The 24,648-nt window shown below is 48.8% G+C and carries 31 protein-coding genes; 2 read left to right on the forward strand and 29 right to left on the reverse strand.

The genetic code is table 11. The features are described from left to right. Positions 1–97 precede the first annotated feature (97 nt). Entirely contained in the window at positions 98–1,642 is a 1,545-nt protein-coding gene (locus H8Z83_RS06595) for a tetratricopeptide repeat protein (protein ID WP_187014334.1), read from the forward strand. Between the two features lie 529 nt (positions 1,643–2,171). On the opposite strand, the gene H8Z83_RS06600 is transcribed toward H8Z83_RS06595, so the two are convergent. From H8Z83_RS06600 to H8Z83_RS06680, 17 genes are all read right to left on the reverse strand, one after another. Next, complete coding sequence (locus H8Z83_RS06600; protein ID WP_108979743.1) at positions 2,172–2,411, reverse strand: hypothetical protein; 240 nt, start codon at positions 2,409–2,411, stop codon at positions 2,172–2,174. 52 nt (positions 2,412–2,463) lie between these two features. Further along, a complete protein-coding gene (locus H8Z83_RS06605) occupies positions 2,464–2,952 on the reverse strand; it encodes a hypothetical protein (protein WP_148337211.1) in 489 nt (162 codons plus the stop codon). 44 nt (positions 2,953–2,996) lie between these two features. After that, positions 2,997–4,163 carry a GmrSD restriction endonuclease domain-containing protein gene (locus tag H8Z83_RS06610; RefSeq protein ID WP_148337210.1) on the reverse strand — a complete coding sequence of 389 codons (1,167 nt, stop codon included), beginning with the start codon at positions 4,161–4,163 and terminating at the stop codon, positions 2,997–2,999. Then, positions 4,163–5,374: an adenine-specific methyltransferase EcoRI family protein gene (locus H8Z83_RS06615; protein WP_148337209.1), complete on the reverse strand. Its 1,212-nt coding sequence runs from the start codon at positions 5,372–5,374 to the stop codon at positions 4,163–4,165. The genes H8Z83_RS06610 and H8Z83_RS06615 overlap by 1 nt, the downstream gene beginning before the upstream one ends. Before the next feature lie 54 nt (positions 5,375–5,428). Continuing rightward, positions 5,429–7,972 carry a DUF4268 domain-containing protein gene (locus tag H8Z83_RS06620; protein ID WP_187014335.1) on the reverse strand — a complete coding sequence of 848 codons (2,544 nt, stop codon included), beginning with the start codon at positions 7,970–7,972 and terminating at the stop codon, positions 5,429–5,431. Beyond that, complete coding sequence (locus tag H8Z83_RS06625) at positions 7,969–8,214, reverse strand: helix-turn-helix domain-containing protein (protein WP_148337207.1); 246 nt, start codon at positions 8,212–8,214, stop codon at positions 7,969–7,971. The genes H8Z83_RS06620 and H8Z83_RS06625 overlap by 4 nt, the downstream gene beginning before the upstream one ends. A 139-nt stretch (positions 8,215–8,353) precedes the next feature. Next, positions 8,354–9,550, reverse strand: coding sequence for a competence protein CoiA family protein (locus tag H8Z83_RS06630; protein WP_187014336.1), 1,197 nt, complete (start codon positions 9,548–9,550; stop codon positions 8,354–8,356). Positions 9,551–9,589: 39 nt separating this feature from the next. Continuing rightward, positions 9,590–9,964 carry a hypothetical protein gene (locus H8Z83_RS06635; RefSeq protein ID WP_118625572.1) on the reverse strand — a complete coding sequence of 125 codons (375 nt, stop codon included), beginning with the start codon at positions 9,962–9,964 and terminating at the stop codon, positions 9,590–9,592. A gap of 13 nt (positions 9,965–9,977) precedes the next feature. After that, on the reverse strand, positions 9,978–10,931 hold the full coding sequence (locus tag H8Z83_RS06640) for a competence protein CoiA (protein ID WP_148337204.1): 954 nt from the start codon (positions 10,929–10,931) through the stop codon (positions 9,978–9,980). 24 nt (positions 10,932–10,955) lie between these two features. Beyond that, positions 10,956–11,924 (reverse strand): DUF7662 domain-containing protein, encoded by a 969-nt coding sequence (locus H8Z83_RS06645; RefSeq protein WP_148337203.1) that lies wholly within the window; start codon positions 11,922–11,924, stop codon positions 10,956–10,958. Between the two features lie 5 nt (positions 11,925–11,929). Further along, positions 11,930–12,889: a 3'-5' exoribonuclease YhaM family protein gene (locus tag H8Z83_RS06650; RefSeq protein ID WP_187014337.1), complete on the reverse strand. Its 960-nt coding sequence runs from the start codon at positions 12,887–12,889 to the stop codon at positions 11,930–11,932. 27 nt (positions 12,890–12,916) lie between these two features. Continuing rightward, the gene (locus H8Z83_RS06655; RefSeq protein WP_187014338.1) at positions 12,917–14,053 is read right to left on the reverse strand and encodes a DUF4317 domain-containing protein; all 1,137 of its coding nucleotides are present in this window, start codon (positions 14,051–14,053) and stop codon (positions 12,917–12,919) included. A gap of 364 nt (positions 14,054–14,417) precedes the next feature. Then, entirely contained in the window at positions 14,418–15,560 is a 1,143-nt protein-coding gene (locus H8Z83_RS06660; protein WP_227151415.1) for a DNA/RNA non-specific endonuclease, read from the reverse strand. Further along, positions 15,557–15,970 (reverse strand): ribonuclease Z, encoded by a 414-nt coding sequence (locus H8Z83_RS06665; RefSeq protein WP_187014339.1) that lies wholly within the window; start codon positions 15,968–15,970, stop codon positions 15,557–15,559. Before H8Z83_RS06665 ends, H8Z83_RS06660 begins: the two co-directional genes overlap by 4 nt. 16 nt (positions 15,971–15,986) lie before the next feature. Beyond that, the gene (locus tag H8Z83_RS06670; RefSeq protein WP_119347327.1) at positions 15,987–16,214 is read right to left on the reverse strand and encodes a hypothetical protein; all 228 of its coding nucleotides are present in this window, start codon (positions 16,212–16,214) and stop codon (positions 15,987–15,989) included. A 12-nt stretch (positions 16,215–16,226) separates the two neighbouring features. Continuing rightward, positions 16,227–16,550 carry a hypothetical protein gene (locus H8Z83_RS06675; RefSeq protein ID WP_119347328.1) on the reverse strand — a complete coding sequence of 108 codons (324 nt, stop codon included), beginning with the start codon at positions 16,548–16,550 and terminating at the stop codon, positions 16,227–16,229. Positions 16,551–16,687: 137 nt separating this feature from the next. After that, positions 16,688–17,236 carry a hypothetical protein gene (locus H8Z83_RS06680; protein ID WP_187014340.1) on the reverse strand — a complete coding sequence of 183 codons (549 nt, stop codon included), beginning with the start codon at positions 17,234–17,236 and terminating at the stop codon, positions 16,688–16,690. A 141-nt stretch (positions 17,237–17,377) separates the two neighbouring features. Between H8Z83_RS06680 and H8Z83_RS06685 the strand changes: the two genes are divergently transcribed. Further along, the gene (locus H8Z83_RS06685; RefSeq protein ID WP_108979759.1) at positions 17,378–17,620 is read left to right on the forward strand and encodes a helix-turn-helix domain-containing protein; all 243 of its coding nucleotides are present in this window, start codon (positions 17,378–17,380) and stop codon (positions 17,618–17,620) included. A 163-nt stretch (positions 17,621–17,783) separates the two neighbouring features. Here the strand turns inward: H8Z83_RS06685 and H8Z83_RS06690 are convergent, their stop codons facing one another. The 12 genes from H8Z83_RS06690 to H8Z83_RS06745 all read right to left on the reverse strand — a co-directional run bounded on the left by H8Z83_RS06690 (position 17,784) and on the right by H8Z83_RS06745 (position 24,644). Further along, positions 17,784–17,969, reverse strand: coding sequence for a hypothetical protein (locus H8Z83_RS06690; RefSeq protein WP_119347330.1), 186 nt, complete (start codon positions 17,967–17,969; stop codon positions 17,784–17,786). A 10-nt stretch (positions 17,970–17,979) separates the two neighbouring features. After that, positions 17,980–18,291, reverse strand: coding sequence for a hypothetical protein (locus H8Z83_RS06695; RefSeq protein WP_147561665.1), 312 nt, complete (start codon positions 18,289–18,291; stop codon positions 17,980–17,982). 2 nt (positions 18,292–18,293) lie between these two features. After that, the gene (locus tag H8Z83_RS06700) at positions 18,294–19,247 is read right to left on the reverse strand and encodes a 2-hydroxyacyl-CoA dehydratase (RefSeq protein WP_147561667.1); all 954 of its coding nucleotides are present in this window, start codon (positions 19,245–19,247) and stop codon (positions 18,294–18,296) included. A 14-nt stretch (positions 19,248–19,261) separates the two neighbouring features. After that, positions 19,262–19,522: a hypothetical protein gene (locus H8Z83_RS06705; RefSeq protein ID WP_187014341.1), complete on the reverse strand. Its 261-nt coding sequence runs from the start codon at positions 19,520–19,522 to the stop codon at positions 19,262–19,264. Continuing rightward, positions 19,515–20,072, reverse strand: a complete 558-nt coding sequence (locus H8Z83_RS06710) for a DUF2786 domain-containing protein (RefSeq protein ID WP_147561672.1) — start codon at positions 20,070–20,072, stop codon at positions 19,515–19,517. The genes H8Z83_RS06705 and H8Z83_RS06710 overlap by 8 nt, the downstream gene beginning before the upstream one ends. 209 nt (positions 20,073–20,281) lie before the next feature. Further along, positions 20,282–20,773, reverse strand: a complete 492-nt coding sequence (locus H8Z83_RS06715; RefSeq protein WP_187014342.1) for a type II toxin-antitoxin system PemK/MazF family toxin — start codon at positions 20,771–20,773, stop codon at positions 20,282–20,284. A 22-nt stretch (positions 20,774–20,795) separates the two neighbouring features. After that, positions 20,796–21,428 carry a DUF7768 domain-containing protein gene (locus H8Z83_RS06720; RefSeq protein ID WP_187014343.1) on the reverse strand — a complete coding sequence of 211 codons (633 nt, stop codon included), beginning with the start codon at positions 21,426–21,428 and terminating at the stop codon, positions 20,796–20,798. An 82-nt stretch (positions 21,429–21,510) separates the two neighbouring features. Further along, positions 21,511–22,527, reverse strand: a complete 1,017-nt coding sequence (locus H8Z83_RS06725; protein WP_147561678.1) for a hypothetical protein — start codon at positions 22,525–22,527, stop codon at positions 21,511–21,513. A 2-nt stretch (positions 22,528–22,529) separates the two neighbouring features. Next, a complete protein-coding gene (locus H8Z83_RS06730) occupies positions 22,530–23,012 on the reverse strand; it encodes a sigma-70 RNA polymerase sigma factor region 4 domain-containing protein (protein WP_147561680.1) in 483 nt (160 codons plus the stop codon). A gap of 13 nt (positions 23,013–23,025) precedes the next feature. Next, entirely contained in the window at positions 23,026–23,562 is a 537-nt protein-coding gene (locus tag H8Z83_RS06735; protein WP_187014344.1) for a hypothetical protein, read from the reverse strand. Then, a complete protein-coding gene (locus H8Z83_RS06740) occupies positions 23,563–24,015 on the reverse strand; it encodes a hypothetical protein (RefSeq protein WP_108979770.1) in 453 nt (150 codons plus the stop codon). It lies immediately after the preceding gene. Between the two features lie 62 nt (positions 24,016–24,077). Beyond that, the gene (locus tag H8Z83_RS06745) at positions 24,078–24,644 is read right to left on the reverse strand and encodes a DUF4241 domain-containing protein (RefSeq protein WP_187014345.1); all 567 of its coding nucleotides are present in this window, start codon (positions 24,642–24,644) and stop codon (positions 24,078–24,080) included. Positions 24,645–24,648 lie beyond the last annotated feature (4 nt).

A 24,648-nucleotide genomic window follows, 5' to 3' on the forward strand; every position in this document is an offset into this window, starting at 1 on the left:
ACAGGAACAACGTATTAGTCAAAATGCATTGACTTGCCAATTCCGGCTATAAACAGTACAATGTGAGCACAGAATCATCGCCATGGGGGGGATTGCAATGGCAACGGAGAACACCCTTGAAATAATAGCTGATAAGCTTCTCGCACAATTCGACAAGATCCTACTTGATAATTCAACAGACTTTTCATCCTGCGATCAGATTGTAAAAACAGCTCCTCCTGAACACAAAGGTGGGTTGGAATCCCTTTACTGCGATCTACTTTTGGACGCACTTATTTCGGGTTACTACAGGTATTCCGAGATGGACACCAAGCAGTTGGTCGATGACCCACTATATACAAAATTCAAGAAAATGGTATATGGACTCGATAGATCGGATCCATACAATTTGCTGTACTACGCCATTATTGATTTGGTATCTGAAAAGAAAGAGAATGTTCTTCAGTACTTGTCGGCTTACCTAGATGAAAAAATCAAAAGCCTCAAAACAGAGTCTGGGATATTCACAGCTGAGGATTTCACATACATTCTGGTGGTTCCACTGAAAGAGGGCTTTCCTGGCATGTGGAGCGCCATAGGAAGAATGCTGGATAGAGACGATGTTGAAGCAGGAATCCCTGAAATGTGTGCTGCTCTGGATCACCTGTATTATGACTCAAAGAATGAGAGTATCATCGAGTCACTTACCCAGGTCTTACAGTGTAATCCGAAGATCCTGTTAGCAAAAGAACTTCTTGGATATACCTACTACAATATGCAGATGTGGGGAAATGCACTCTCATATTTTGAGCAATTTGAAGATGGAAAACCCACATCTCGCATTTTCCTTGAGGGCACCGTCTACTTCTGGATGGCATGGTGCTACGGAAAGAAAAAGGATTATCTCAAGGAAGAAGAATACTATCGGAAGTCACTTGGGGCTCTTCCTGTCGGCGAAAATACCCTAAATAATCTAGGGTACTCGCTGTATAAACAGAGGAAATTCAAAGAGGCCCAAAGCGTATTTGAAGACTGCCTGCGGCAGAATCGAGATGTGCGCTATGCCGCAAATAATCTCGTGCGAACCCTTCTCGCCCAAGGCAAGAACGGGGAGGCTCAGAGAGTCATCCAAGAGCATGAGCGTTTTGTCTCAAAGGATTTGAAGAGGAGGGCTGAAAAGCCAGTTGGCAAAGTAAAAAACGCTGTCCCAGAGCCTGCCGTTACTGATGTTGAGGCGGAAACGATCATAGACATAGGCGTAAAAAAGCAGCAATTCTCCAGCGAAAAGCTTCTCGAAGATGAACTGGTGCAGCGGATGGAAATTGGCATTCCTGTATTTGGGATGCCGCTCCGTATATATCAGAAGCGAGGTGTCTATGGCAGGCAATTTGTTTTGAGGAATGGCAGGCTTGATATCCTTGGGATTGATACCGCTGGAGACCTGTATGTTATCGAGTTGAAAAAGGACTCTGGCTATGATGACGCTTATGCACAAACGCGAGAGTATATCGATTGGATTGAGGAAGATGTTGCAGTCAAAGGACAGCGTGTATTTGGCATAATATGTTTGAATGATCCGACAAAAGATCTCATTGAAAAAGTCAAGGCTGACGATCAGATGCGGCTATTTGAGTACTCCATTTCCTATTCAGAGATTATCTAACGAAGAAGGCATGTATCCAGCAAGACCGTCCGATCAACTAGACAATCCTCGTTTCCTTGAATGAAATATGTTTTATTCCTCTAATCGGTACGGATAAAGGCAAAGAAGTGATGAAGAATCTTTTCAAAGAGCAGCTTAAACGCCAGAAAAAGTAATGTCAAAAGGCATACCTTTTGACCGACTGAACTGAACATGAAAAACACGCCCCAAGAGTGCGCCAAAACATCGGCGTTCACTTTTGGGGCGTGTCATTTTCGTTTAGTACATTTTGGGTCAGCGGGGGCAACGAGGATCTTCCCACTAACCCTCGGCTTTTGTAAAGATTATTTTGTTATCAACGACTTCGAAAAGCAGCTCATCTCCGTCGTTAAGATCCAATGCATTCCGCACCCATTTTGCAATATGGATCTGCCCATCATTAAACAAAGGTGACTGTATGTTCTTGGCATGCATCGCGCCCCCAACATTTATTCTCATTTTTATTCTATAATCCTGTTCTTTCCGGGCGATGAACAATTTATGGCAAATCTTATTTCGGAGTGCAGGCACCACCCTGCATGGGCAGCTTGTTGACACCCTTGTAGTCCACGAACTTGCCGGCAGATGGTTTTGCAGCCGGCACTTTCTGTACGGTGCTGCCCATCATTGCCTTCATCTTTTCGATCTTCTTATCGAGCTTAGGGGTAGGTTGTCCATTCCGGGTTGCCTGTGCCTTGGCCATTGTAAGACGCTGATATTGTTGCTTCAAAGACATCTCTTGTTTTTTCAATATGATCCCTCCATTAGTAGTTTTTGAGGAACAACGACTTCAGGCTAAACTATTAGGTCTTTTCCCAGAGGCTTGTCCTCATATGTATCCAGGACACATCAATATTCTCTTTGAATTCTTCCCCGTTCACAGTCGTGGCAACGATACGGCACTGCTTGAATCCTAACCGTTTGCAATGCCATTCGATTGCATCCGCATCCTGCTGCGTCAGAACATATGATATGTTGTGGTATGGGAGGATAGTGGCGTCTTCACTACTCGGAAAGCACTGAATCAGAAGTTGCTTCCGCCAACACATGTCAAAACTCTCAATGATAACCGGTGATTGGCCCACATTATAGATTTCAATACAGTACTCAGATGAACTCGTCTTTGTGCGTAACCCTTCTTCAACCAACTCGGTGTCCGGGGTAGAATTAAGTTTGAAGCAGAGGTGCGGTCTTAAACGGCGAGCTGCGCTCATCTCATTAAGACCCCAGCCGATAATCACACCAAGTACTGTAAAGGCTCCGCCAATGACTACTGAAATCAACGCATCCATCTCTCACACAATCCTTATCCTCATATGAGCTAGTTTATAAATAATCACCTGTTTCCTTTGGCGTGATTATGTGTTCTGCAGAGCATCTGGCAATTTTTGATGTCAGTCGCGCCCCCCTTGCTCCAGGCGGTAACATGATCCGCATCCATCTCAGCTTCTTTGTAGATGCGTTTGGCGTTGGCATCATGTCCCAATGCACATAGAGGACAATTGGATTCTCCTTTTTCTTGAGCAACCTTTGTTTGTTTCAAATAGACCGCTTTCTTTGTTTTCTGATCAAATACACGAATATTAAGGAGAATGGGATTCTCCTCACCGCCCAGAATATATTCGAATATTCCTTTTTTGTCTGTAACTTGCGTATCTTCAAGCAGCGTGGCAACCCTTTCAGAGACATTTTCCTTCGAGTATGCATTATTGTGGAACCGACGGTAGAGGTCGCCCCAATCTAGCCCACACATCTCGCTGCCAGTGTAATCAAATACAGAATCAATCCAATCAATCACTGTATCGAAGTGGTTTTTTAATTCGGTGATGCTGGAATCATATCTATGGAGAGCCATGTATTCATCAATGTTGTGGTTACTTACCCAATCAAGAGCAGCCTCCAAAATGTACTGCCGCTTTGGATCACCTTTTACATATGTCTGCCAGCGGTTCATATTTGCGTTCCCAGTGTTCGAAAACACCTCTCGTGCCTTCGTTACAAAAGAGCCATGATAAGATGCATTTCGCAATTCCTGTTTTACTAGTGGGACGCCCGCAATGTTTATTGTTTCAAACCATGCTTGAATCTCAGACGGTTCACCTTCGCATACATAGATGGTCAGGGGTGCGTTTGTTATCCGGTCTTGCAAATCCTTATCAAGGCTATCGAAATATCGAGGTTTCCCATCTATTTCCACAGCGAATTGCCAAGATTGGTTAACGTACCGTGCAAATGAGGTGATGCGCTGCTGTCCATCTAGAACTTCATACATTCCGTCTTTGTTTTTGACAAAATAGATCAATCCTAGCGGGTATTTCTTCAATAATGACTCGACAACGGCTACGTCGCGTTTTCCGTCTCCATAGATATAATTACGCTGATACTCCGGTTGGATAATGAGCTGCCCATCAAGGCCAAAGAGTCCCTTGCCCTCGTTTTTGTCAAAGATGAATCCCTTACAAACATCGCCGACAGTCCATTCGGTATGAAGAGTTGTGATCATTATTTAGCCCCGCCCTTCTTAGATTGAATAAAGATTCGCCCGTAGGTAATAAGTGGAATCCCTTCATCAGATAGTATGTATGTATTCTGTACCCGCCAAGTATTGTTCATATCTTTATACTTTTGTTGCATCTCAGGTGACGGTGGGGTATAGAAGTCGCACTCAGTCTCTGCCCACTTCAAGTCACCCCTTCGCCCTAGTATCTCGAACTGCTCCGGGTCATAACGATCCATAAATGTCATTGGAACACCCATTATCCCGTCGTAATCAGAAGGGATACATTCAACAAACGGAACCTCGATGGCATCATAATTGTCATAACGTGGATACTCTATTTTCCCATATTCCTTCTCTAGTTTCTTGCGCAGTTTTTTATTGTACTTCAGATTATGTGCCATGGTATCAAGAAGGAGTGGTTCGTGGCGCTTACCATGATCGATATTGGTAAACCAACACGCTGATGCCAAACGACCCATTACCACGCCATCAATAATTTTGTAAGCAGAGCCCTCTTTCTTATTCTCAATAAGCCACTGCTTATAATCATCAGTGACATGGAAATACATATCCTGGCTTAGAGATTTGTAACCAAGCCAGATTTCATTTCGTTCTAAATGCGGGAACACTTCTTTGTCATTGATAGCATTCATGTTGCCCAGAATAACGAATTTCTTATTTGCTTCCAAGATCCACTGGAGAAATCCCATTCTCCCTTTTGATGTCGAAAACTGACTAAAAGGCGGATTAGTGATGATAATGTCAGCTTCATCACGAAGAGCCGTCACTTCAACAGAACGGAAATCCCCATCACCATCAAGATATCCAGAGAATTCAATATCATCAGCATCGACACTTCCAGATCCATCTCTATCACATGTCAAGGTAAAAAGCTTGCCATGAGTCTCATGTTTTTCTTGATCAAAGAGCGGCGACTCCATTTCGAACAGCGTTAGTTGCTGGTTTCCAGCACTCTTAGCATAAGACGTTGAAATTAACTTTTTAAGGCCAAAACGATTGAAATTAGCCGCAAAATACTTCGTGAAGTTCGACCATTCCGGATCGTCACATGGCAAGAGAATGACTTTATCTCTAAACACATCTGGATTAAACTCGATATAGGCGTTGATTTCCGCCTCAATATCACTATATTGCGTATAGAATTCATCATTCTGCACAGCTTTTGCTCTGCTGAGACTCGCATTTGCTGCCATAGGTTTTCCTCCCAGCTTCCGATAATTCTTTTTCCGACTCAACTGTCAGAAATACTAAGTCCAAAACGGCTGCATAGCAGACAGCAGTTTCTTTGCCTGTTGTGTATGGAAAGCAATCATCGCATCCCAGTCATCCTCTTTAGTAATGCTGACCTCCGTCATCTTGTCATAGATCCGGCAACCTCTGACGCCTTCTTGGCAAACCCAAGTCAGTGCCTTGCCGTAGGCCGTTTCTATCTCAGAACGGTGGGTTTCAAGCAGTCTGTATACCGCCCGATTCTTATCATAATCGCCCTGATCAATGTAGATTTCCACACGCGCTGAATCGAAGTTTGCCACACAAGAAATCAAAACGCCCGGTTTATTGGTGCCGCCATAAACCGCGTTGTTTTTTTGAGGATTCGCATTCTGGAAACTGCCGGTTGTCTTCTGGATCAACGGCAGGGCTTTCTCCCAGTACTTTCTTCTGATCTTATGGCGCTCTGCCTCGTCTTCAGATCCAGTGTCTTTTGCATCATCAAGAAAGAACACCAGATCGGATGGATCCTGCTTGTACTGCTCAAAAAACTTCCGCAGTAGATTGATTTTATACTGAGTGGCAGTACCCGTCCAGACATAGATATCCTCGTCAATCTTGACGCAGCTGGAATAATTCTCGGCAGTTCTTCCCACATGAATTGAGAGTTCAACACTGTCGTCGGCATCGGCCAGATAATTAAGATAAGACTTGTCCGCATTATGGAGTTCTTTCAGAACAGCAGCATACATTTCAGCCCAAGATGTTGTGTCATGCTCCATGCCACGGAACCTGTATTTGACGAGGGTCCGCCCTGTGAGGTTTATTTCATCATCAAGGGCCACTTCATCATATTGCTTTTGCGGTGGCGTATACGAACTTGCCGCATATGGCCAGAGTTGGATTGCCTGTTGAGTCAGATATCCACATCGTTCTTCTAATTCAGCCAGTCCCCAGTGTTCCTTTTGCGCTACGCGCTGATTCATCTTTATCCCGCTCTGAAGATACCCATCCTGCATGGTTTTCTTTTCGGAGAATGGGCTATTACTGTACTTTGAGTTGTATGCTGTCAGGGTGAGATTTGCAAGGCGATGAAGCCAATCGCTATGGATAGTCTCCGCATCGTCTTTCAATTCGCTAATCCAGACCGGAGTGAGCTTTTGAGGCATGATATGTTCGATGGTATATTCTCCGCTATCCAAACGGCCATAGATTTCTTTATATTCGCTGCTATCACCATTCTCTAATCTTTCGAATAGATAGGCCTTATACCGAGGTGGCATAGCATAGATGTTCTTGTTTTTCAGTCCCTCGGCAAATGCCTCGTCATCAGGGAATGCCGCCTTCTCCTTCTTGGAAGTCAACACATATTTCAGCTTTTCGATGAACATGTTGTAGGTTCCATCAAAACGCCTGATGTCGGAGCTGAGTGTCAGGAAAACCTTGGCCAGTGTATTGGAGGGAAGATCACAGATAATTCGGCGCAGCAAATAGGACTCTACGATCCGGCAGGTCTCAGTGACCTCGTCCACAGTCAATATGCCTTCCTCCTGGAGCCGTAGCACCTCCATCAAGAAGGGGCGAGTAACACTGCTCTCAAACCGATTCAAACGGAAAATGGATGCTTTCAGTTTCGTGGGGAAGCTCTGGTGGCCGACCAGCAGCTTGTTGTACCGCTTGGCATAAGCCAGGAGATCCTTCATGATTTCTTCCATCTCACCGGTACGCTTATCGGCAAACGCCTTAAAATCGGTGTAGATGTCTTTCATGCTGGAGATTTTCTTATTCTTGATGCTTAGATAGTCACGGATGAATGGGCTGACATCGTAGGAATTGTTCTGCTTATCGTAGCCCGCATTCTTCTCAATGGGGTTCCAGTAACTATCGTAGTAACGCTCCTGTTCCTCAATGTCGAGGCCCATCAGGACGAAGTTCCGGATTTTGTCGCCCTCATTCAGTTCGAGTCCGGTAGAGTTGAGGCTCTCAAAAACGAGCTGAGGATCATCGTCAGGAGGTGTCAGCGTGATGTCGATGATCTGCAGCTTTTCAACGGCCTTGAAGAGCTGGTCGATTGTAATGGCTTGCTTTTGGATCTCATTGTAGAAGAATAGATAGTTCTGAGTGATGTTTGAAGAGCGTGCGAAGTTTTCGGGGTCTCCCCACAGGCGATCATAGGCATCCTGGTCACCCTTGATAGGTTTCAATTTGACCTTTCGGTTCTTAGGGTTAATCTCATCCACCAAGTATTTCTTGGTGATCTGCGCATAAAGAGTATCGTCCTCAGGAACAACCTTTCCATCTTTGATCAGATTGGCCATAGCCAAAAGGAGCAGGGAAACGGTCGTAATGCGCTGCTGGCCATCAATGACGAGGTAGTCAGAACTACTGCCCATAGGGTCGCTTACAGACACGATGCCGCCAAAGAAGTGCCACCGCTTCTTGTTTTGGATCGTCCGAACAAGATCCTGGTACAGCTTTTTACAGTGCTCCTCGCGCCAATCATAGTTTCGCTGATAGACAGGAATGATCAGCTTGTCCGCATTTTTCAAATAATGAGTAAGAAGTTTTCCTTGGCCGTTCATGCCTTACCCTCCAGCCCATCAGTGGCGTTCTTCTTTCCGGGTTTCTTATATTTCTCGGAGTAACCGATATACTTTCCGCTCTTTATTCTGGCATCCACTGGCTTTTCTGCGTCTTTTGGAAGGAGCCAACAATAACCAGCACGCTCTGCGCCCGGTATCCGCCCTTGAGAGCAAAGCGTTTGAATACGCCTGTTAGATAGGTTCCATTTAGTTGCTGCTTCGCTTATGGTCATATAATCCATCTCGACACCTCACACATAACAAAGAGGTCCTGTCGTGGCAGAACCTCTAAATGGCTGCCAAAGTACGCAGCTGTAAAACTATCAAGTATCAAGTTAATAATACACCATCATGCGAATAATATCAAGCCAGCTATGTGGATTAGCTACGACCATTTCGTGAACAATCGGCACAGACTCCCCGGTTTGCACCTCCCTTGCCACCGTAATAGGACATCTGCGTATCCTGCTTAATTCGGCCGCAAACCGTACACATGATCCATCGCCGATTGTAGCGATCCACTGTCCATTCATCAGAGGTCGGGTCATAGCTCTGGCAGATCCGGATATATTCCGCATCCAGCTCCTCTTGCGTAGGACCGGCTGGGACCACAGGCCTAGCAGCATACGGTGTTGGACGAGGATAGACAGATCTTCGCTCGAAAGATCTTTCTCGTTCTTCACGCAGCCGGATCTCTTCTTCATTCGTTCTCCTAATCTTATCGATGTCGAATAGCCGATCTTGCAAATCTCTCTTGAAGTCTTCTTTCTTTTGAATTCCCGCACCTGCAACGCAGAGGCAGCAAGGTGGCTGCGCTACATTGAAATGACAATGGGCACAATCGATCCACCGAGCAGAATACTTGCCCTTATATTTTCCAAATGAAATCGGGCACAGGTTGCCGGTTCCATGCTCCGGGGGCGAAACCGCTACAGCGTAGTACTTTTGCTTCCACTGTTCTTCCAGACGGCTGAAGACCCATTCGGTACGGTCGTTATCTTGAAGTGCGCTTTGAAGCCTATCCGGGGTAAACTCCGTATCTTGTTCAATCTTCGGCATGGAGATTAACAAAAGCGAGTAGTCCTCCGCTTTTGCTTCTTCTGCCAGTTCCACCCTATCATCGTCATCATAATAGCGGTCAAAATCCAACAGGATTCTTAACGGTGTCCCTTGCATGGTCACGCGTAGCAGCGGTGGATAAGACAGGGGTTCGCACTCGAAAGCGACAGAGTCAATCTTCAATCTTCGTGCTTCCTGCAAAAGTTCTGGATCATGCCATGCTGGGAACCGCAACATCACTGGGGACAACGTCAAAAAGCCACTCTGCTTCAACGCTTCGGCAAACGCCTTATAGATGGCCACCTCGCTTGCATACATACACTCGCAATTTGAAACATGAGCAAAGTGGTGGCGCCGCCGCGTTCCTTTTCGTGCCTCAAATGGTTGCAGACAAGCTGCACAGATGCAGTTGCACTTTTGACCGCTGGGCACCTCGGAGATATGTTTCAACTCGCCGGTTAGCTTATTGACGCCGAAATAGATATGACTCGCTGAACGCTTTTTGATGTTCTTTGCCATATGCACCTCGCTATATTCTACCGAGATTATCTTTGAAGATCACTTGCGTTCGAATACAAAACTGATACGGTCTTGGTATTCAGGCAACTGCTCCAGATAGACATTAAGGCGCCGTGCTACCTCAGCACGCTCCAATGCTGACGCTTCTACCGGGTTTAGGTCGTGCCCACCTTCCTCCATGATATCCACTGCCATTTCATACAGCAGCTTATCCAGAAGCTCTTCGGGGCTATCAATTACAAGGCAGTCCATGTCGCCGACAGTACCACGGCAACTATCGATGCTGATGTAGATATACCCGACCTTACCAGACCATACAATATCGAAGTATGGAGTTGTTTTGATGTACTCGGAGAATACGCTCATGACTCGTTCAATGGCCTCTTTCACGCTGGTGTCATATTCCTTTTTCATGTCGGAGTCCTCCTTAAAATCGAATGGATGGGAGATGCACCTCTCCATACTTATCCGCTTCATGGATAATGCGAGGATAAGCACAGTAGAAGAACAAACCTCCTTGCCTATAATCCGTTCCTGTCCGGAACTCGTTGATTAAATTGTTCTGACATTCCCGGCATTGGTTGTTATGCCAATCGTGCGTTTTCGGGCATATGTACCAGTCCCGTGGATTACCCTTGATTCGGCTGCACTTCGGCGCATAGGGTTGGTTATCACGGAGGAAGGCATCAAACCGCTTCCGCTTGCTCAACAGAATGTTTTGTAGGCCGTCTTCAGTAAAAAGATCTGGCGCAAAACCATCATCAATGAAGAATCGGCGATAGTCGGCATACCCATCATCGTCTACGATCGCCCACTCCACCTTCACGAGCCATTCGCAACCGTCGTCATCATGGTCTTCGGTAAGCTGCAGAACGACTGCTATATCTGTGGATCGCTGAGGAACAACTGAAGCGAGCACGCGATTCGGCCACTTCCACACAAACTTGTTCTCATCATCCAGACTGCTGGAGATATACTCATTCCCAAAGGCGTAGGTCTCATCGAACACCCAAATCACCTTATAGCCGGCCCTCGTGTAGAACTTATTGCGCCGTTCAAATTCACCGGCAGAAATCGGACTGTGCTGAAACTCAATGACATAGCCGCCCATCAAGATGTCTGCACGATGGCATTCGCCCCTGTGTTCCACGACAATCTCACGGACATTTTCGGGAAAACGCGATTGCCATCCTCGGTGCCATTCAGACATATCGTATTTCCAGTCATCCATACACGAGGTCACATGAGCGAAGTGCCACGAATTGACTTCGCCCTGGCGAGGAATCACCTGGTTGCCGCACACAGGACAGTAATACTCTTGCCCCTTCTCCGCATCGAATGCGTGAACGCGGTGATGATCCGCTGTCAAAGCATATTCCAAAGTGATCCCTCCTCACAGAATAACCTAATCGCTGTCTTCTTGGCTGCTCGCGTCTCTCTGGAAGCCATACTCAAAAAAGCACATGTCCAGGATTTTGGCTGCCGGATACTCAATTCGGCTGCCGCAATGTTTCCGGAGCTTTTCAAACTCATCCTCATGGTCAAGATACAGGTTGCCAAGGGTTCGGATGGATTTCGCACTGAAAACTTGGGATGCAGCACAGGTATCAGCAAGAGCCTTTTTGAAATACCGATCATAGGCGGGCACGCAGCCCACAGTACCCAGCAAGATCTTGGTAAGCAAGGTTTCCGTTGGGATGCCGGCACCGGACGCCACATAAGCTTCTGTAATGCTCTCGCTAAGTTTCATGATTCGGTCAGCATAATACTCCTGCGAGAGTTTCTCGGGAGAAATGTCCCAGAGATCATCCCACTCCGGCTGATAAATCAAACGGACAACATCCGCATGGATCTTGTAATCTTTCTGCATGAGGAAAGAGTTTCGAAGCATACCCCAACTGGCCAAATACCAAGCCAAGTGCAGGCAGAGATAGTCGATCGTGGCGTCAATCTGTGGGCGCCTATTCAGCCGAAACGCTTCATGGCAGTACTCCCAAGAGAGATACCGGTGATGTGGATCATCCTTCATACTGTCATAGCACTCGTATCCAGCTTGAATGGCTTCAGCAAGTTTTTTCTGATCCACAACACGATAGGGCGGCTTACTATGGTGCGTGTGGCCCTGTACTTCGCCTTTCCTGAATACGACCCATTGTTCCTCTAAACTAATGGAATCCACGACATATCCCGCACTGATCCAGCTGGAGCAAAAGGATGCAGGGTTTGAGAGATTTGCCCAGGATGGTCTGTTCTTATATGCGTGGTTAGGGATTGGGATGATCTGGTTCAACTCATCGAAAGTAAGCTTAACAGAGTCTCCTCCGTGTTCCTTCAGCCAATTTCCAAGTGGAGCATATTTCTCTCCAATAGCCATATCCGTCACCCATTCAGTTCATGAGGCTTGAACACTCTTTTGTCCAGCGCGAAGATGCGACTGCTCACCTCTCCCACCTGGAGACCGACCAAGGTCTCGCGGTAGATTTCCATCCGGCTGTCAAGCATATCGATCTGGGAGAGCAGCTCGCTCTCCGCACAGATGGGCTTCACTGCAGCGCCGAATTCTGGCTCTCCGTGATGGGAAAGAATCATGTGCTGCAGCAAAACGGACTTGTCTTCAGGGAGCCCCAGTTCCGAAGCTACGGCAGCAACTTCCTGTGCACCCATTACGAGATGACCAAGGAGCTGTCCTTTCACCGAATACTCCGTGACGAGGCCGAGCTGAGAAAAGGTAAACTCCTTCTCTTTGGCAAAGTCATGCAGGAACGTGCCTGCAAGCAGCAGGCTACGATCGATGATATCCCCGTAAAGGCCGGCCAGGAAATCAGCCGTTTTCATCATGGTCGCAGTGTGCATCAGAAGTCCGGAGATAAAGCCGTGGTGGACGCTTTTAGCGGCCGGGATCGTCTTCAGGGACTCCTTATGGCGGGCCATCATCGTGCTGCAGATCTTCCTGTAATCAGCATCCGTAATCGAACTGATCAGCCTCTCCACTTCTGCCATCGTAGTGTCTACATCAATGGGAGCCACCGGGACCAAGGCGGACAGGTCGTAAGTATCATTGTCGTCAGCCAAACGGATCCGATCGACAGTAATCTGCGGGGTGCCTCTGAACTCAGAGACAGTGCCACGGATCTTCACAACATTGCCTTCATCTGCAGAGGAGATGGGGCCAGAATAGTCCCATACTTTTATTTCGATGGAGCCGGATCGATCCGACAGAGAGGCACTCAGAAACGGCTTGCCGGTAGCGGTCGTCTTAGGATATGCAGCTTTCAAAACATAGAAGCCCTCCACCTCATCCGATAGGGACATCTCTGCGATCAGTTTGTTATACTCCATCTTTATTCCTCCGTAGTCTGTCTTCGTTTACTCGCCTTTGACACGAACCCCAAACCCATTGACTTCAATATCCTCGTCTGCGGGAATGAGCAAGTACTTCCGGCCATCAATGATCCTTGTCTCAACCAAGTAGCTGTGCTCCGGACCGACCGAAATTGTCGCATCGGCGGTCTTAACTTCAAAGCGGCTGCTATCAATCAGATTGGCCGGGTTCAGCGTTGCTCCATCACCGAACTGGGTGGCGCAACTATCACGGAACGCAAGGATCTTCTCCTCTTCCACACCGTTATCGCGCAGGATTGCTGCCGCATCACTGACGGAGAGTTCCAGCGGTTCGGGGTCATGGCTCTCCTTATGCTGTTCAATCTGGTCGCGGAGTCTGTCATGGATAGACTGGACCAGTTCCATATTGCAGGCATCACCCAAAGCTTCGCTGAGTGCATTCTGGAATGCTTCTTTTTGCTCAGCGGCAGACATGGGGGCTGTGGTATGAAATACGCTGTCGATAACTTCCTGGTGGATCTCATCTGTCTTTCTGGAATAGAACAAAGCGTTGTAGATATTGGCCGCACGATCGTCAAAGGCTGGGAACAAGAATCCCAGTTCCGGTGCGGCAACGATCTGGCCAGCACAACTGTGGAACTCATTATCTCCAGGGAAGAATCCCAACTCCACTTTGCGCTCCTTCACAGGACAGACACAGCAAACGACATAGGAGAATACGGCATCGGATGCATCTGCATCCATCTCATCGTTTTTGTTCTTCCGGGGGACATCGTATGTGTCATATGCCAGGAGGATCAGGTAGTTGCTGTCCCCAAGGTCAAGAGAGTTGATGATTTTCTGATAGAACTCCTCACGGATCTCACCATCTTTCAGTTCCGAGTCGCGCAGTGCCATGAGAAGGCGATGCTCATCACTGTCGGCTACCTGCTCCGTGGAGAAGATAATATCGATCAGGTTCTTCCCAAGTTTGCCGGAAAGAGCCTTCTTCAGCAGGTTCAGGTACTTCTCTGCTTCGTCCTGCGGGAGAATCCCCATGGATTCATCAATGTATGAAACGATTTCACGGCTGCTATTGACAAAACAGCCATAGATACGGCTGATAGCATTCCGATCCATACGAAAACGGCGGCGCAGTTCGCTTACTTCTTTCAAATTCAATTTAGGTTACCTCGCTTATCAAATTGGTCTGGCTGCTTGAAGCAGCAACCTCATCATATCACAGTCTGCCGATTCTGTCACATTCCGAGAACTCGTTGAATTATTCCTGCCAATCATCCTCACAGCCAGTTTCTTGAGCAATCATTATCGCAGTATCGGAGAAAACGCAGCAGTGTTTCTGCTCAGAATAAGGACACTGACAGGCCATTCTCTCTCCCTGGCATGCTAACTCACGGTTTTGTATTGATTGTTGATTACATCCAAACAGCGTGTTCTGATGTAATCAATCGAATAGTCCCTCAAGTGGTCCACAATCGTTTCACCACACTTAACAAGAAATAAGATTTCCTACTTGGCCGACCAGTCAAGGCTTGCAACGGCCACAGGGAGAATACCCCAGTGCAATGGTCTCATCGCGGGTGCCGAAGAACTCCTGCCTGTTCTTTTCCTTCATATCGTTCACGCTGGAACAGGTGGGATAGTGGAACTTCTTCGTGTTGGTATTAAGGATATAATCTGCCTGCGACGCCTCACTTCTGGTCACTGGCTCCTGCTTTTCAGGCTCTGGGGAAGGTGTGGGAGTTACCGTAGCCGTCTTCTGCTCCTCCTGCTGAGCACCATCTGCCAGCTTGCTCTCGCCTGTGGCATAGTCAATCTCAATGCCCGGCTGGACATTGTAGGCAAAGACGCAGTAGGAAACCCCGGCACCCTTGTCTTCCACAGAATAGCCTTCCATCAAAACACCGTTAGCCAGCAGGTTATTCCCTTCAAAGATTGGGGTCACGCGATATAGGACATGGTTATTAGTCTCCTGGATGTAGTCGGCAACCATGTTCTCAAAGGGCAACATTCCCTCAATATTCAGATACCGTGTGCCCGTGATGAGGTTCTTCGTATTGGCGTTTTCACCAGTCAGCTGATAGCCAATGAGATGGCAGCGGTTATATAAGTACTTGCCATCAACCAAATCATCATAGCGGACGGTGTGCCAGCCGGTCGGCTTTACCATGCCGATGGATCCGCGCTCCTCGGTAGGCATCAAATCCTTCCCAATACATGCGTAAGTCACTCCGCAGCGACCGAGACTATCCAGATCACTGTAGGTCTCAAAGGATTGGGTTGCCAGCTCTGCAGCGGAGAAATAAGGAACATTCCCATTGACCGAGGTATATGCCTTACCGCTATACGCAGGCACATCGCTCGTAGAGAACCGAGAGGCTGTCGTGATCTCTGCAGGAGCACTCGATTCAGCTTGCTGATCCGGCGGTGTGGCCGGTTCTACCACTTGACTTGGCTCAGCTTCTCCCTCGCTTGAATCATCGTCAGAGGTTCCAGCGGGATCCGTCTCTGAGGACTCCACCGGCGTGCTATCCTGCGAGTCAGAGATCTCGGTCTGCAAGGACGAGTTCGGACTATGATCGGACGGTGCCGTGTCACTGCCGCAGGCAGAAAGCATAGAAAAACAGAGTGCAAAGATCAAAAAGCAGGAGAGGATGCGCAATTTCATCTCAGATAAACCTCAATGGTAATTCGCTCGTGAGAGTGCCCGGTAAACTCAACCGACTCACATATTTTCCGGTTGCCTCCGGAGAGGTCTATATCAAAGTGCTGATCAGCGGGGTAGGTTCTGTGCCATCTGAAAATGATGATCTTCTCAATCCACCGTTCAAATGGTGCCAGAGCGGCATCTTCAACAAAACAGTAATCGCCATCAACCGCTTCCTGCAGGAAAGCGTCATCCACATTCAGGTGCTGAATGGATTCCGCATCAAATTGTTGGGCTGAGTAGTGGTTCATCCAGAGCCTAGCATCACCGACCAGCGCGGCAATATGCGCCCGCAGCATTCTGTCTTGGCTCTGACGTCGATGGTTGAACATCATGCCTCCATTATCATCTAAGCAGGCAATCACGATCATAGCGAAATCCCTTCCTTCAGTCTTCCACCTCGGTTGCGGTGAACTGCGTCATGTCACAGAACCCTTTCTCGGCCAACTCCTTGATCATGGAATCGGCATTGGCCCGCACGATTCTTGACACCTCATAATTGGTTCCACTTGCAGCGTACAGCAGCAACAACTGATCCTCCGGATCATAAACGGCCTCTTCCACTTCCAGCGCGATCAGAGCCTGATCCTCGGCATCTCTCAACAGTGCTCTCATAGGTTACCTCCGTCAGTCATCCAGCAATTCTTCGATTTCCTCGATCTTTTCATCGAGATCTTCACATCGCTCCTCCCACTCATCGTAGGCATCGCTGCAAGGATCGTCCGGCTCCTCATCTTCCAGATCTTCGCGTTGCTCTTGGAGTTCCTCCAGAAGGCTCTCAAGCTCATCGCGATCCATGCTCTCGTAGTCCTCATCGCCACCGGTGGAGGCCTTGATTGTTATCTTCACCTCGGCTTCAGTCTCAGATAAGGCGGCCAGAATAGCGCCAAGGCCAAATGCTTGCTCGCTGCTGCTCACTTCACCATCCCGATTGAAATCGAATATACTCATCTGTTTTGCTCCTCTCTTTGATACGATAATGTGGGAACTATACGCATCATAGCAGGGGCTCTGTCCAAAAATACGGACAGAGCTCGCCAAAAACAACAAAAGATGTGAGGCCGCCATGCGGAAGCCCCACATCCTACTTAATCTACAAAGGTCAATCCTTCCGCAATTCCTAGCACGATAAGCTCCATCTCCGACCGAACTTTGGCCTCAGACACTGTAATTCGGTAATCTCGGATAGTGTAGTCAGCTCCAACGGTAGCAGGATAGATATCAATGGCATCTTCGACATAAAGGTCAGCCAGAACAAAACCATTCTCGGCGTGGTCCTTCAAGAGAACTCGGCAATCCAAGCAAAAGTGAGAAACCTTCAGTCCCTTCGTCTCTATTGGAAGATCTACGGTACAGGTGTGGGAGCAGGTATCGCGCCGCCCGGTATAGCCGGCGCATGATGCAAAGCTAAAGGTTCCAGTGGTCTGAATGGGCGCAATCTCATACTCCGAAAAAGGCAAATCAGGATCGTAAATCCGCATTTCATTGCTCTGACCGGTTGTGAGATTGAGGATCACCGGCGCCTGATAACGCTCCCGCTTTCCACTCCCACAAAGGGAACACACCTCTGGCTGGCGATAGGTCAGATAAAGCGCAGTACTAGAGATTACGATTGCAGTACATAGTAAGCCTACCATCAGATGCCTCCAGTTGCCTCTGATCCACCCTCGCATTAGCTCCTCCTCAAAAGCTGACCAATATCACGGTCAACATTTTCTCTCATTGTACCGTAAAATGATGATGATTGCAACCAATACTGGTCAATGGGGAGAGATCATATGGAACAGAAAATCCGTCGTGACCGCAACATGGGGTCTAATCTCAGGCGGCTGCGTGATCAGTATGGCATTTCACAAGAGAAGCTCTGCGCTGAGCTCCAGCGTCGCGGCTGTGATATCGGTCGAACCGCTTATGCCAAGTACGAATCTGGAGAACTGAACATCAAGGCAAGCGTCATTATTGAGCTGCGCAAATTCTACAACTGCAGCTATGACGAGTTCTTTGCCGGCTTAGACGAATAAATCGGGGCAGCACGCTTGTGCTACCCCGATTTTCTATTCCTTGAGTTCGAAGATGTACTTCAGTGAGAAAGTGCGCCTTAGCAGTACATCGCTGAGTTTGATGAAGTTGATAGGTGCTTTGAATTCTTTTCTCGTAACCGTAACACAGCTTTACCTGATAACGCTATGTCTCTTTAAGTCCAAAACCTCTGTGGCAGAAGCCTGTCAGATTGGACAAATAATCGGAGATTTCCTCCGTATCTGTCATCCCATCCGGTATCTGGACCTCTTTGGGCAGCGAATCAAGATCCTCCGCCAAGTCCACATCCCACTCGATGTTGACGGCTTTCAAATAACGATTGGTATCCATATTCAGTTCCTCACTCTGACAGTTTTCCAAGACACCCGCTGAGCAGAAGTCCTTCAAGATTTTTAGGTGAATTGATTCTTCCTCCGGGAGGAGGATTGTCACCGAGTTTCAACTCGGTGACAATTCCACTCTTGAAATGAAGAAATACACGATATCCATTATCCAGCAACCATGTAGATAAAAACACCGACTGATCCGTGTGGATGTTCTCTACATGAAATCGAATTGCCCGCTGCGTCTGGTAATAGCCGATGAAGAACTGATGTCCTTTCGGCAGGTTACGAGGCATGGTCCAATAGTCTTCGTACCAGTGATACTCCATAATCAGCCCTCCGTTTCAGCGCAGACATTGTGGATCAGCTCACTCATGCAGTCGAAAAACCGCTGGGAGCACTGGGCACCCTTAGCTCTCATGTACCGCAGGTGCTCACACTTCCCATTTTCGATCGTGACGCTGGTCAGCTTCTCATTGATCCATCCCTGTGTGCGGAGAGGGACATTAACTCCATATTTCCGCATCAGGTAGTTGACAATAGAAAAAGCGTTGCAGCGGTACCGACTGCGATAGAACTTCACAGTCTGGTTTTGCAGGACACCACCATCTTTGATGGTTCGGATCGCTTCTTGAACGGCCTGCTCGGACAGTCGATTCTGCTCTTCACAGAATGCTCTCTCTTCGGCTTCGGCCTTAGTTCTCCGCTCCTTCGCCACTTCGTCTTCCTTCTTTCGATACACAGCTGACAGTGCAACGCACTTATCAAGCTCACCGAGGATCAGGGCACCGACATAATCTGGGAAACTTTCGCCTCCGTTTTCTTTGGATGCCCCAAAACACGCAACATTGTTGTCAAACAGCTTCTTGATGTAGGATGCTTGGCAAGCTGGGTCGCTGCCCAGGAGCATGATTCTCTCCCGCTCACGCCGGACAGCTTCCAAGACAGCATCATCGCCAGACTTGCGGAGATTATCGAAATAATCATTGCGGGCATCCTTGTTACCATACAACTCTGCGACAGCTGCAGGGTATCCGGCGTGGTCGATCAGATAGAAATCCGTGATTCGCAGAGGAACCAGATAGTCCCGGATCTCCGCATAAAGGAGATAGTTATCATTCTCTGCGCGGGGATACTGGATGTCCGGCTTCCCGTCACTTCTCCATAGCCGATAGGAAACCGTGCCATCAGAGATTTCTCGTTCGAACACAGCTCTCATTTTCTTACCATCTCGGTTAAAATTGCCATCATAAAACAGCGGTTTCATCAATCGTGCATTGCTCACAATCGTTCCTCCAATCATTCGAAAGTCTTCAGGATGTGTTCGTGTTCAATAAGATGCGTGAAATCATCTGCATTGCCATCGCCATAGGCAATGGTCTGCAGGCACTGCTTGTCCGAAGAATACTCAACCCAAGCAAGGCGGACAGCGCCCTCTTTGAAGCGGTCATTGAGATGTTCTCCACGCAGCTCTACAAAGATGCCGGGATAGTCGTAGTCAGACTTGATCCCGACCACGATCTCACCAATTGGTGTCTTGGCAATCAGTTCATCATTCATCGTCATCATCCTCCATAGAACCAGGCAGTGCCTTACTTCGTGTGCGCCGGTCAATACCGCTCATCATCGCTCTCACTTTCTCAAGCCGAACCAGATCGATTTCATCGTCATCGCTGGGCGAGGCCAGTTCCGGTGGTGGGAAAATGTCATTCTTCGAAATAAATGCAGAATAGAAGATGGCAAGTTCTTCCTCCCAAGCGGCCTTGTAAAACTCAAAGTCGGCCTCAATCTCAATGTACTGGGCCGGCGTACAAGTCACACATATCTCCTTGTGCGGCCGTCCCGATTGGGTGCCGACCGTACCGCAGCAGTGACCGCTGCCAAGATGCTTGTAGGCAATCTGTACGATGAGTTTTCTCTCCCAAAAATTGTGATACCGGATGAAGTAGTCTCGCTCTGCGGTGTCTTCAATGTCCTCTTCTGAAATGCCATACTTGGCCATCAGGCGGTTGAGAAGTGCTTCGGCATTCTCTTTTTCGCCGCCAACGCCACGCTCGGCCAGGGCCTTCACGCGTTCCAGGCGCTGCAACAATTCCTCTCGCTCAGTCATACCGCTTCCACCCCCTCTGCAGGAACGAAGTTCGCAAACTCGGTTTCGGCGTTAGGCCGGTGGAGACACAGGTCAACGATGTCAATGCAGTTATAACAAGGCGACTGGTATGTCGCCTTGTTCTTATGCAGGCAGAGTCCGCAAGGCGGCATATCTGCCATCTGACCGTCAGATCGTCTTTGGTAGAAACCTTTCATTTCACACCTCCATCAGCGCTGTTTCTGACCAAGTAGGTCAGAGCAGATACTGCCGCTGATTTCCACGCCGCACCGCTTCTGCAAAAAGCCCTCCAGAAAGCGGAGCGCAATCATGGCCAAGGCTGCATCGTCCACGCTGGGGCCCACAGGCTCAACTTTAGCCTGCTGCGTAAGAGGATGGATACTGAGAGATTTCATAAGTGCCATATCTACCTGCTCCATTTCCCCGTCCGTCAAATGGCCTTTATAGTCACCGAGCCGGCTGACATCCACAGAGGTGATCTGCTCACAGAGGGCCGTAGAGCGCCGACCAATGCTTTCGATCCGCACATGAGTGGGCATGGGCTTTTTGTACTGGCAGGTCAGGTACACGACCTCGACCACAGGGCTGTGCTCATTGCACTCTGGATTGGATACGATAATGGCGGGCCTGCCGGACCGCTGCTCGGAGCCGATAGTCTCACTGCGATTCACATAGAATACATCGCCACGGTTGATTTCCATAAACAAGTCTTCCTTTCTATTATCACGAATTTCTGCCTTGCTCGAAGGCATAGAAGTCTTCATCGCATTTGAAGCACTGGTAAGCATACCCGGAGATGTCGCTCGGAAACAGTGGATCGCCACAGCGAATACAGGTCCCGACACTCTCACGCAAGACGATGTCCTCCATTTCTTCGTCTGTCACCTCATGCTCTCGCAGATAGTCCTTTGCTGCAGTGATGCCTTTGAAGTAGAGCACTTCGCCATCATCGTTCTGCAGGTATTCAAGGCCATTGATGGTCACGCCATTGATACAGCGCCCAACAATGACCGGTTTAGGGGCCTCCTCGAGCACAAGACCAGGTCGCTGCAGAACCGGGATACCCAGTTCCTCCGCTTTCATGATCTCGGCGCTCATGCCGCTGCTGATCCGGTCGCCGTAGACAACCAGGCGGGTACACATTGCTAACAGCTTCTGCCCAAACTCCAAGGCCAAAGCGCGTTCTTCAGGGGCGGTATCATCGAGCAGAAACGGGAGATAGGCGTGCGGCGCAACGGCACGATTGCCAAACTCCTGTTCTGCTTTCATCATGTAAGTGCTTGCCTTTGCGGCATTGGCCAGCATCTCTGCCCTTGTCGGAGCGGAGAGTGGCGAGCACACATAGGTAAGTGCCATTGGTAATTCCTCCTATTCGTATGTCTGAGGCCCGGAGCCGAGGTGCAAACGCATCGCTCGACTCCGGGCCTTCTTTCAAAAATCAGATGTGGCAGTCAACGACAACAAGGAAGTCGTCATCTTGCGCTTCATTCATCAGGGTCTGCAGCTCGTCGTTCCAGGCACGCTCCTCCTTATCGTTGGTGGAGATGCCGAACCAGCCCATATCGCCAGAGCCTAACCAATCACCATTGCGATCAATGGCTGCGAACGAACTGATCATGTACTGATCCATGTCCGTTGCTCCTTTTCTGGCCTTAAACTCGTCCAGCGTTTCACCCTTCAGGTAGATCATGCTGCCCCAACTGGCAATGCCGTCCTCGACAATCTTGGTCAAAGGACCGAACCCAGTCGGGTCATTGGATGCAAACGCAGCGACACACTTCTGGTATCCCTTTTCAACCTCTTCGACAGTGAGCTGCTTCATGAGGTCCCAGCAGATATCCTTCTTGCGTGCAGCATCCACATACTTATAACCTTTGGGAGCGCCGTCAGGTTCACCACTGCTGCGATCATAGGAGATGATGCAATCCTCCAGATCCTCCTTCACCAGGAAGTTTCTGGAGAAACGGCCGCCGATCTGCCACCAGTCCCACTTGGCGTTGGGATTATAGGTGTAGCCCCACAGTCCTTCACTATCCTGAATGTAGCCACGATGCTCTTCACAGTAGGCTTCGAAAGAGGCGTACCATGCTTTGACGGGATAATCATTTACCAGCTCAAGGGCCTTAGATTCCTCCGTCTGCAGCTTGTCCGCTATGCTCTTTTCTGCACCATACTGATAAATCACATCTTCGTGGATATAGAACTTGTCGGTGAAGATGCGGTCGTAGATCGAGCGTATAGTGCCGTCCGGGTACCGGATGACACGCATGGTGTCAGTCTCGTAGTCGGCTTTTGCCTCGTCCGTCCGATCCTCGAACTCGCGATACTCCGCCTCTTCGGTCTGTTCATCATAAGGGGCCAGAATGCGATGCAGGCAATTCTCGATATCATTGGCGGTTACATGGCTGTTGCTATAATCATGGGGAACAATAACAGAAACAGAAAAGTGGCTCATAATCAAAACTCCTTCAAATTAGATAGTATTTTGCGGATCCTGGCAAAGCGCTTTTCAATCGCTTTCCGCTTAACTCCGCATAGGTCTGCAATTTCACGATTGGTGTAGCCTTGGTTGCGGAACTGGATCGCCTCAAACTGCTTATAGGTGAGGTTATCTTCGATCACACGCCAGATGCCATCATCAATCGGAGCAATTTCAGGTGCAGGGATTTCACAATAGAACTCGATTGGGATTTCCTGCGGTTTTCCGAATTGATCTCGTGCATAGTTCGATAGCTCTGAACGCAGATGGTACCAAACCACCGTGGAGAAGCTGTATTTACGCAGTTCCTCCTCAGTCAGATACCGCACCACCACTTTCAGATACCGCTGGGCTAGGAGCCCATAGTAGTCGTCATCGAGACTGTGCTTCTCCATAAAATCCAAGATGAGACCGTGATGCTCTTCAGCAAATGCCTGCTGCTCAGGGGTAAGAGGGGGCATATGAGACACCTCCTCACGCAGGGGTAGGCAGAGCCGCCTTAACACCAACCAACTCGTCATACTTTCCCCGGTCGATCGGGCGGAACTGTTTCTCGCGGATGAAGAAGTACAAGCGCACTGTCATCACGATATATTCCGCAAGATCGGCATAGAAGGTGGATAGATGGGTGTAGTCATAGCTCAGGGTGAAGCGATCCATGGCCTCACGCATGTCCACCCAATATGGGTTGGTATCCTGATAGTAGAGGCAGTTGCCCTTGGCATCCCTTGGCTGCTCACCACCAAGATTCTCATTGGAGAACCAGGTTGTCGTGTGGCCAATGACCATGGCAAAAATCTGTTCCTCCGTCTGCCGGCACATAAACTCCGGCAACACCGAGATCATGGACATGAGCTTCCTTAGCGTGCTTACCCGACACTCCAGTTCCTTAAAAAGCCAGTGATACTTGGCGTCCTGTTGGTCAAAGCCTTTTGCAAGCGCCAGCGATAGCCGGCCCTCATAGTACTGCCGGAGTTGCTGCAGCAGATCGATTCCAAAATAGAAATCCATCTACTCCACCTCCAGCTTGACATCATTGATGGCCTTGCTGATCAGCTGCTCTCTGGTGATGTGAAACACTCGGGTAAAGAGATCCATATATCGATCCTGTGCCTCGGGTCGCAGCATGTTGTAGGGAGAGACGATGCCCCAAATAGCCAACTCCTCCTCCGGAAGCGCAAAGGGGTCTTCACGCCATGTTCCGAAGTCGTATTGAGGCCGATGTGGATTGGCAGCTCTCTCAACTTCATCTGCTGTCTTGGCAATCAGGATTAGTGCCAGTTTCTTTTTCAAGATGACACCGACAAGATCCTCGCGGATCCCACGCCGCACATATTCTTCAGTCAACCCCCTGGCCTTGCGGAAAGCATCCAGCTTCTTCTCAATCAGTCGTTTCGGCTGCTCGATATCTGCCAGCAACTCGCCAAGGGCCAGGAAAAAGGTCACCTCACGATCAGAAATCATCAATCTAACACCTCCTTGAAACGGCTAAGGGAGTGCCGAAGCACTCCCTTGCCAGAAAACAATTACTCATCAATGAAAATGACGAATGCGAAGTCGATCTCGCCATCCGAACCCTTGTGCGTGTAGCAGACATAACTGCCATCGCCGAAGCCGGAGGAGGAGATGACGCCATAGGGCATGACGCCTGCCGACATCTCACTGAGCGTGATATCGCAGGCATGGTTGTACCAAAGGTCTCCGTAGTCATGCTCAGGCTCGGGCATACCCTTGAAGATCGAGTTGTCCTGATAGAACGCCTCGTCATAGAAGCCTGCCTGACCAGAGTCAACACCCACATCGATCGGCTGCTCCAACCATCCGTCCTTCATCTGATAGACTTTCCTCTGACGGATCACGCTGTAGTCGGGGCCAGTTTCCTTGTGACGTACTGCCAGGACGGCACAACGCACGCCCCAGTCGCCCATGTCAGTCTTCAGGACGCCAGCCTCCCATGTGCCGGTCTTGCACTTACCGAAAGTACCGCAGCACCAGACATCACGATCGTAGCAGGGATCACTGACACGCATGGTCTGGGATGTCATCTCAAAGCCACCGAGGACGGTCATCTCTCCGGGGAAACGCTTCCTCATATCC

Origin of the sequence: Dysosmobacter segnis (genome assembly GCF_014297285.1) — a bacterium.
GTDB classification, from domain to species: Bacteria; Bacillota; Clostridia; order Oscillospirales; family Oscillospiraceae; genus Oscillibacter; species Oscillibacter segnis.

What these genes read in the sequence shown, in the direction of transcription:
- H8Z83_RS06595 (WP_187014334.1), top strand. Translation starts at nt 98, where the DNA reads ATGGCAACGGAGAACACCCTTGAAATAATAGCTGATAAGCTTCTCGCA.
- H8Z83_RS06605 (WP_148337211.1), bottom strand. Translation starts at nt 2,952, where the DNA reads ATGGATGCGTTGATTTCAGTAGTCATTGGCGGAGCCTTTACAGTACTT.
- H8Z83_RS06610 (WP_148337210.1), bottom strand. Translation starts at nt 4,163, where the DNA reads ATGATCACAACTCTTCATACCGAATGGACTGTCGGCGATGTTTGTAAG.
- H8Z83_RS06615 (WP_148337209.1), bottom strand. Translation starts at nt 5,374, where the DNA reads ATGGCAGCAAATGCGAGTCTCAGCAGAGCAAAAGCTGTGCAGAATGAT.
- H8Z83_RS06620 (WP_187014335.1), bottom strand. Translation starts at nt 7,972, where the DNA reads ATGAACGGCCAAGGAAAACTTCTTACTCATTATTTGAAAAATGCGGAC.
- H8Z83_RS06625 (WP_148337207.1), bottom strand. Translation starts at nt 8,214, where the DNA reads ATGGATTATATGACCATAAGCGAAGCAGCAACTAAATGGAACCTATCT.
- H8Z83_RS06630 (WP_187014336.1), bottom strand. Translation starts at nt 9,550, where the DNA reads ATGGCAAAGAACATCAAAAAGCGTTCAGCGAGTCATATCTATTTCGGC.
- H8Z83_RS06635 (WP_118625572.1), bottom strand. Translation starts at nt 9,964, where the DNA reads ATGAAAAAGGAATATGACACCAGCGTGAAAGAGGCCATTGAACGAGTC.
- H8Z83_RS06645 (WP_148337203.1), bottom strand. Translation starts at nt 11,924, where the DNA reads ATGGCTATTGGAGAGAAATATGCTCCACTTGGAAATTGGCTGAAGGAA.
- H8Z83_RS06650 (WP_187014337.1), bottom strand. Translation starts at nt 12,889, where the DNA reads ATGGAGTATAACAAACTGATCGCAGAGATGTCCCTATCGGATGAGGTG.
- H8Z83_RS06660 (WP_227151415.1), bottom strand. Translation starts at nt 15,560, where the DNA reads ATGAAATTGCGCATCCTCTCCTGCTTTTTGATCTTTGCACTCTGTTTT.
- H8Z83_RS06665 (WP_187014339.1), bottom strand. Translation starts at nt 15,970, where the DNA reads ATGATCGTGATTGCCTGCTTAGATGATAATGGAGGCATGATGTTCAAC.
- H8Z83_RS06670 (WP_119347327.1), bottom strand. Translation starts at nt 16,214, where the DNA reads ATGAGAGCACTGTTGAGAGATGCCGAGGATCAGGCTCTGATCGCGCTG.
- H8Z83_RS06675 (WP_119347328.1), bottom strand. Translation starts at nt 16,550, where the DNA reads ATGAGTATATTCGATTTCAATCGGGATGGTGAAGTGAGCAGCAGCGAG.
- H8Z83_RS06680 (WP_187014340.1), bottom strand. Translation starts at nt 17,236, where the DNA reads ATGGTAGGCTTACTATGTACTGCAATCGTAATCTCTAGTACTGCGCTT.
- H8Z83_RS06685 (WP_108979759.1), top strand. Translation starts at nt 17,378, where the DNA reads ATGGAACAGAAAATCCGTCGTGACCGCAACATGGGGTCTAATCTCAGG.
- H8Z83_RS06690 (WP_119347330.1), bottom strand. Translation starts at nt 17,969, where the DNA reads ATGGATACCAATCGTTATTTGAAAGCCGTCAACATCGAGTGGGATGTG.
- H8Z83_RS06695 (WP_147561665.1), bottom strand. Translation starts at nt 18,291, where the DNA reads ATGGAGTATCACTGGTACGAAGACTATTGGACCATGCCTCGTAACCTG.
- H8Z83_RS06705 (WP_187014341.1), bottom strand. Translation starts at nt 19,522, where the DNA reads ATGAATGATGAACTGATTGCCAAGACACCAATTGGTGAGATCGTGGTC.
- H8Z83_RS06710 (WP_147561672.1), bottom strand. Translation starts at nt 20,072, where the DNA reads ATGACTGAGCGAGAGGAATTGTTGCAGCGCCTGGAACGCGTGAAGGCC.
- H8Z83_RS06715 (WP_187014342.1), bottom strand. Translation starts at nt 20,773, where the DNA reads ATGGAAATCAACCGTGGCGATGTATTCTATGTGAATCGCAGTGAGACT.
- H8Z83_RS06720 (WP_187014343.1), bottom strand. Translation starts at nt 21,428, where the DNA reads ATGGCACTTACCTATGTGTGCTCGCCACTCTCCGCTCCGACAAGGGCA.
- H8Z83_RS06725 (WP_147561678.1), bottom strand. Translation starts at nt 22,527, where the DNA reads ATGAGCCACTTTTCTGTTTCTGTTATTGTTCCCCATGATTATAGCAAC.
- H8Z83_RS06730 (WP_147561680.1), bottom strand. Translation starts at nt 23,012, where the DNA reads ATGCCCCCTCTTACCCCTGAGCAGCAGGCATTTGCTGAAGAGCATCAC.
- H8Z83_RS06735 (WP_187014344.1), bottom strand. Translation starts at nt 23,562, where the DNA reads ATGGATTTCTATTTTGGAATCGATCTGCTGCAGCAACTCCGGCAGTAC.
- H8Z83_RS06740 (WP_108979770.1), bottom strand. Translation starts at nt 24,015, where the DNA reads ATGATTTCTGATCGTGAGGTGACCTTTTTCCTGGCCCTTGGCGAGTTG.
- H8Z83_RS06745 (WP_187014345.1), bottom strand. Translation starts at nt 24,644, where the DNA reads ATGAGGAAGCGTTTCCCCGGAGAGATGACCGTCCTCGGTGGCTTTGAG.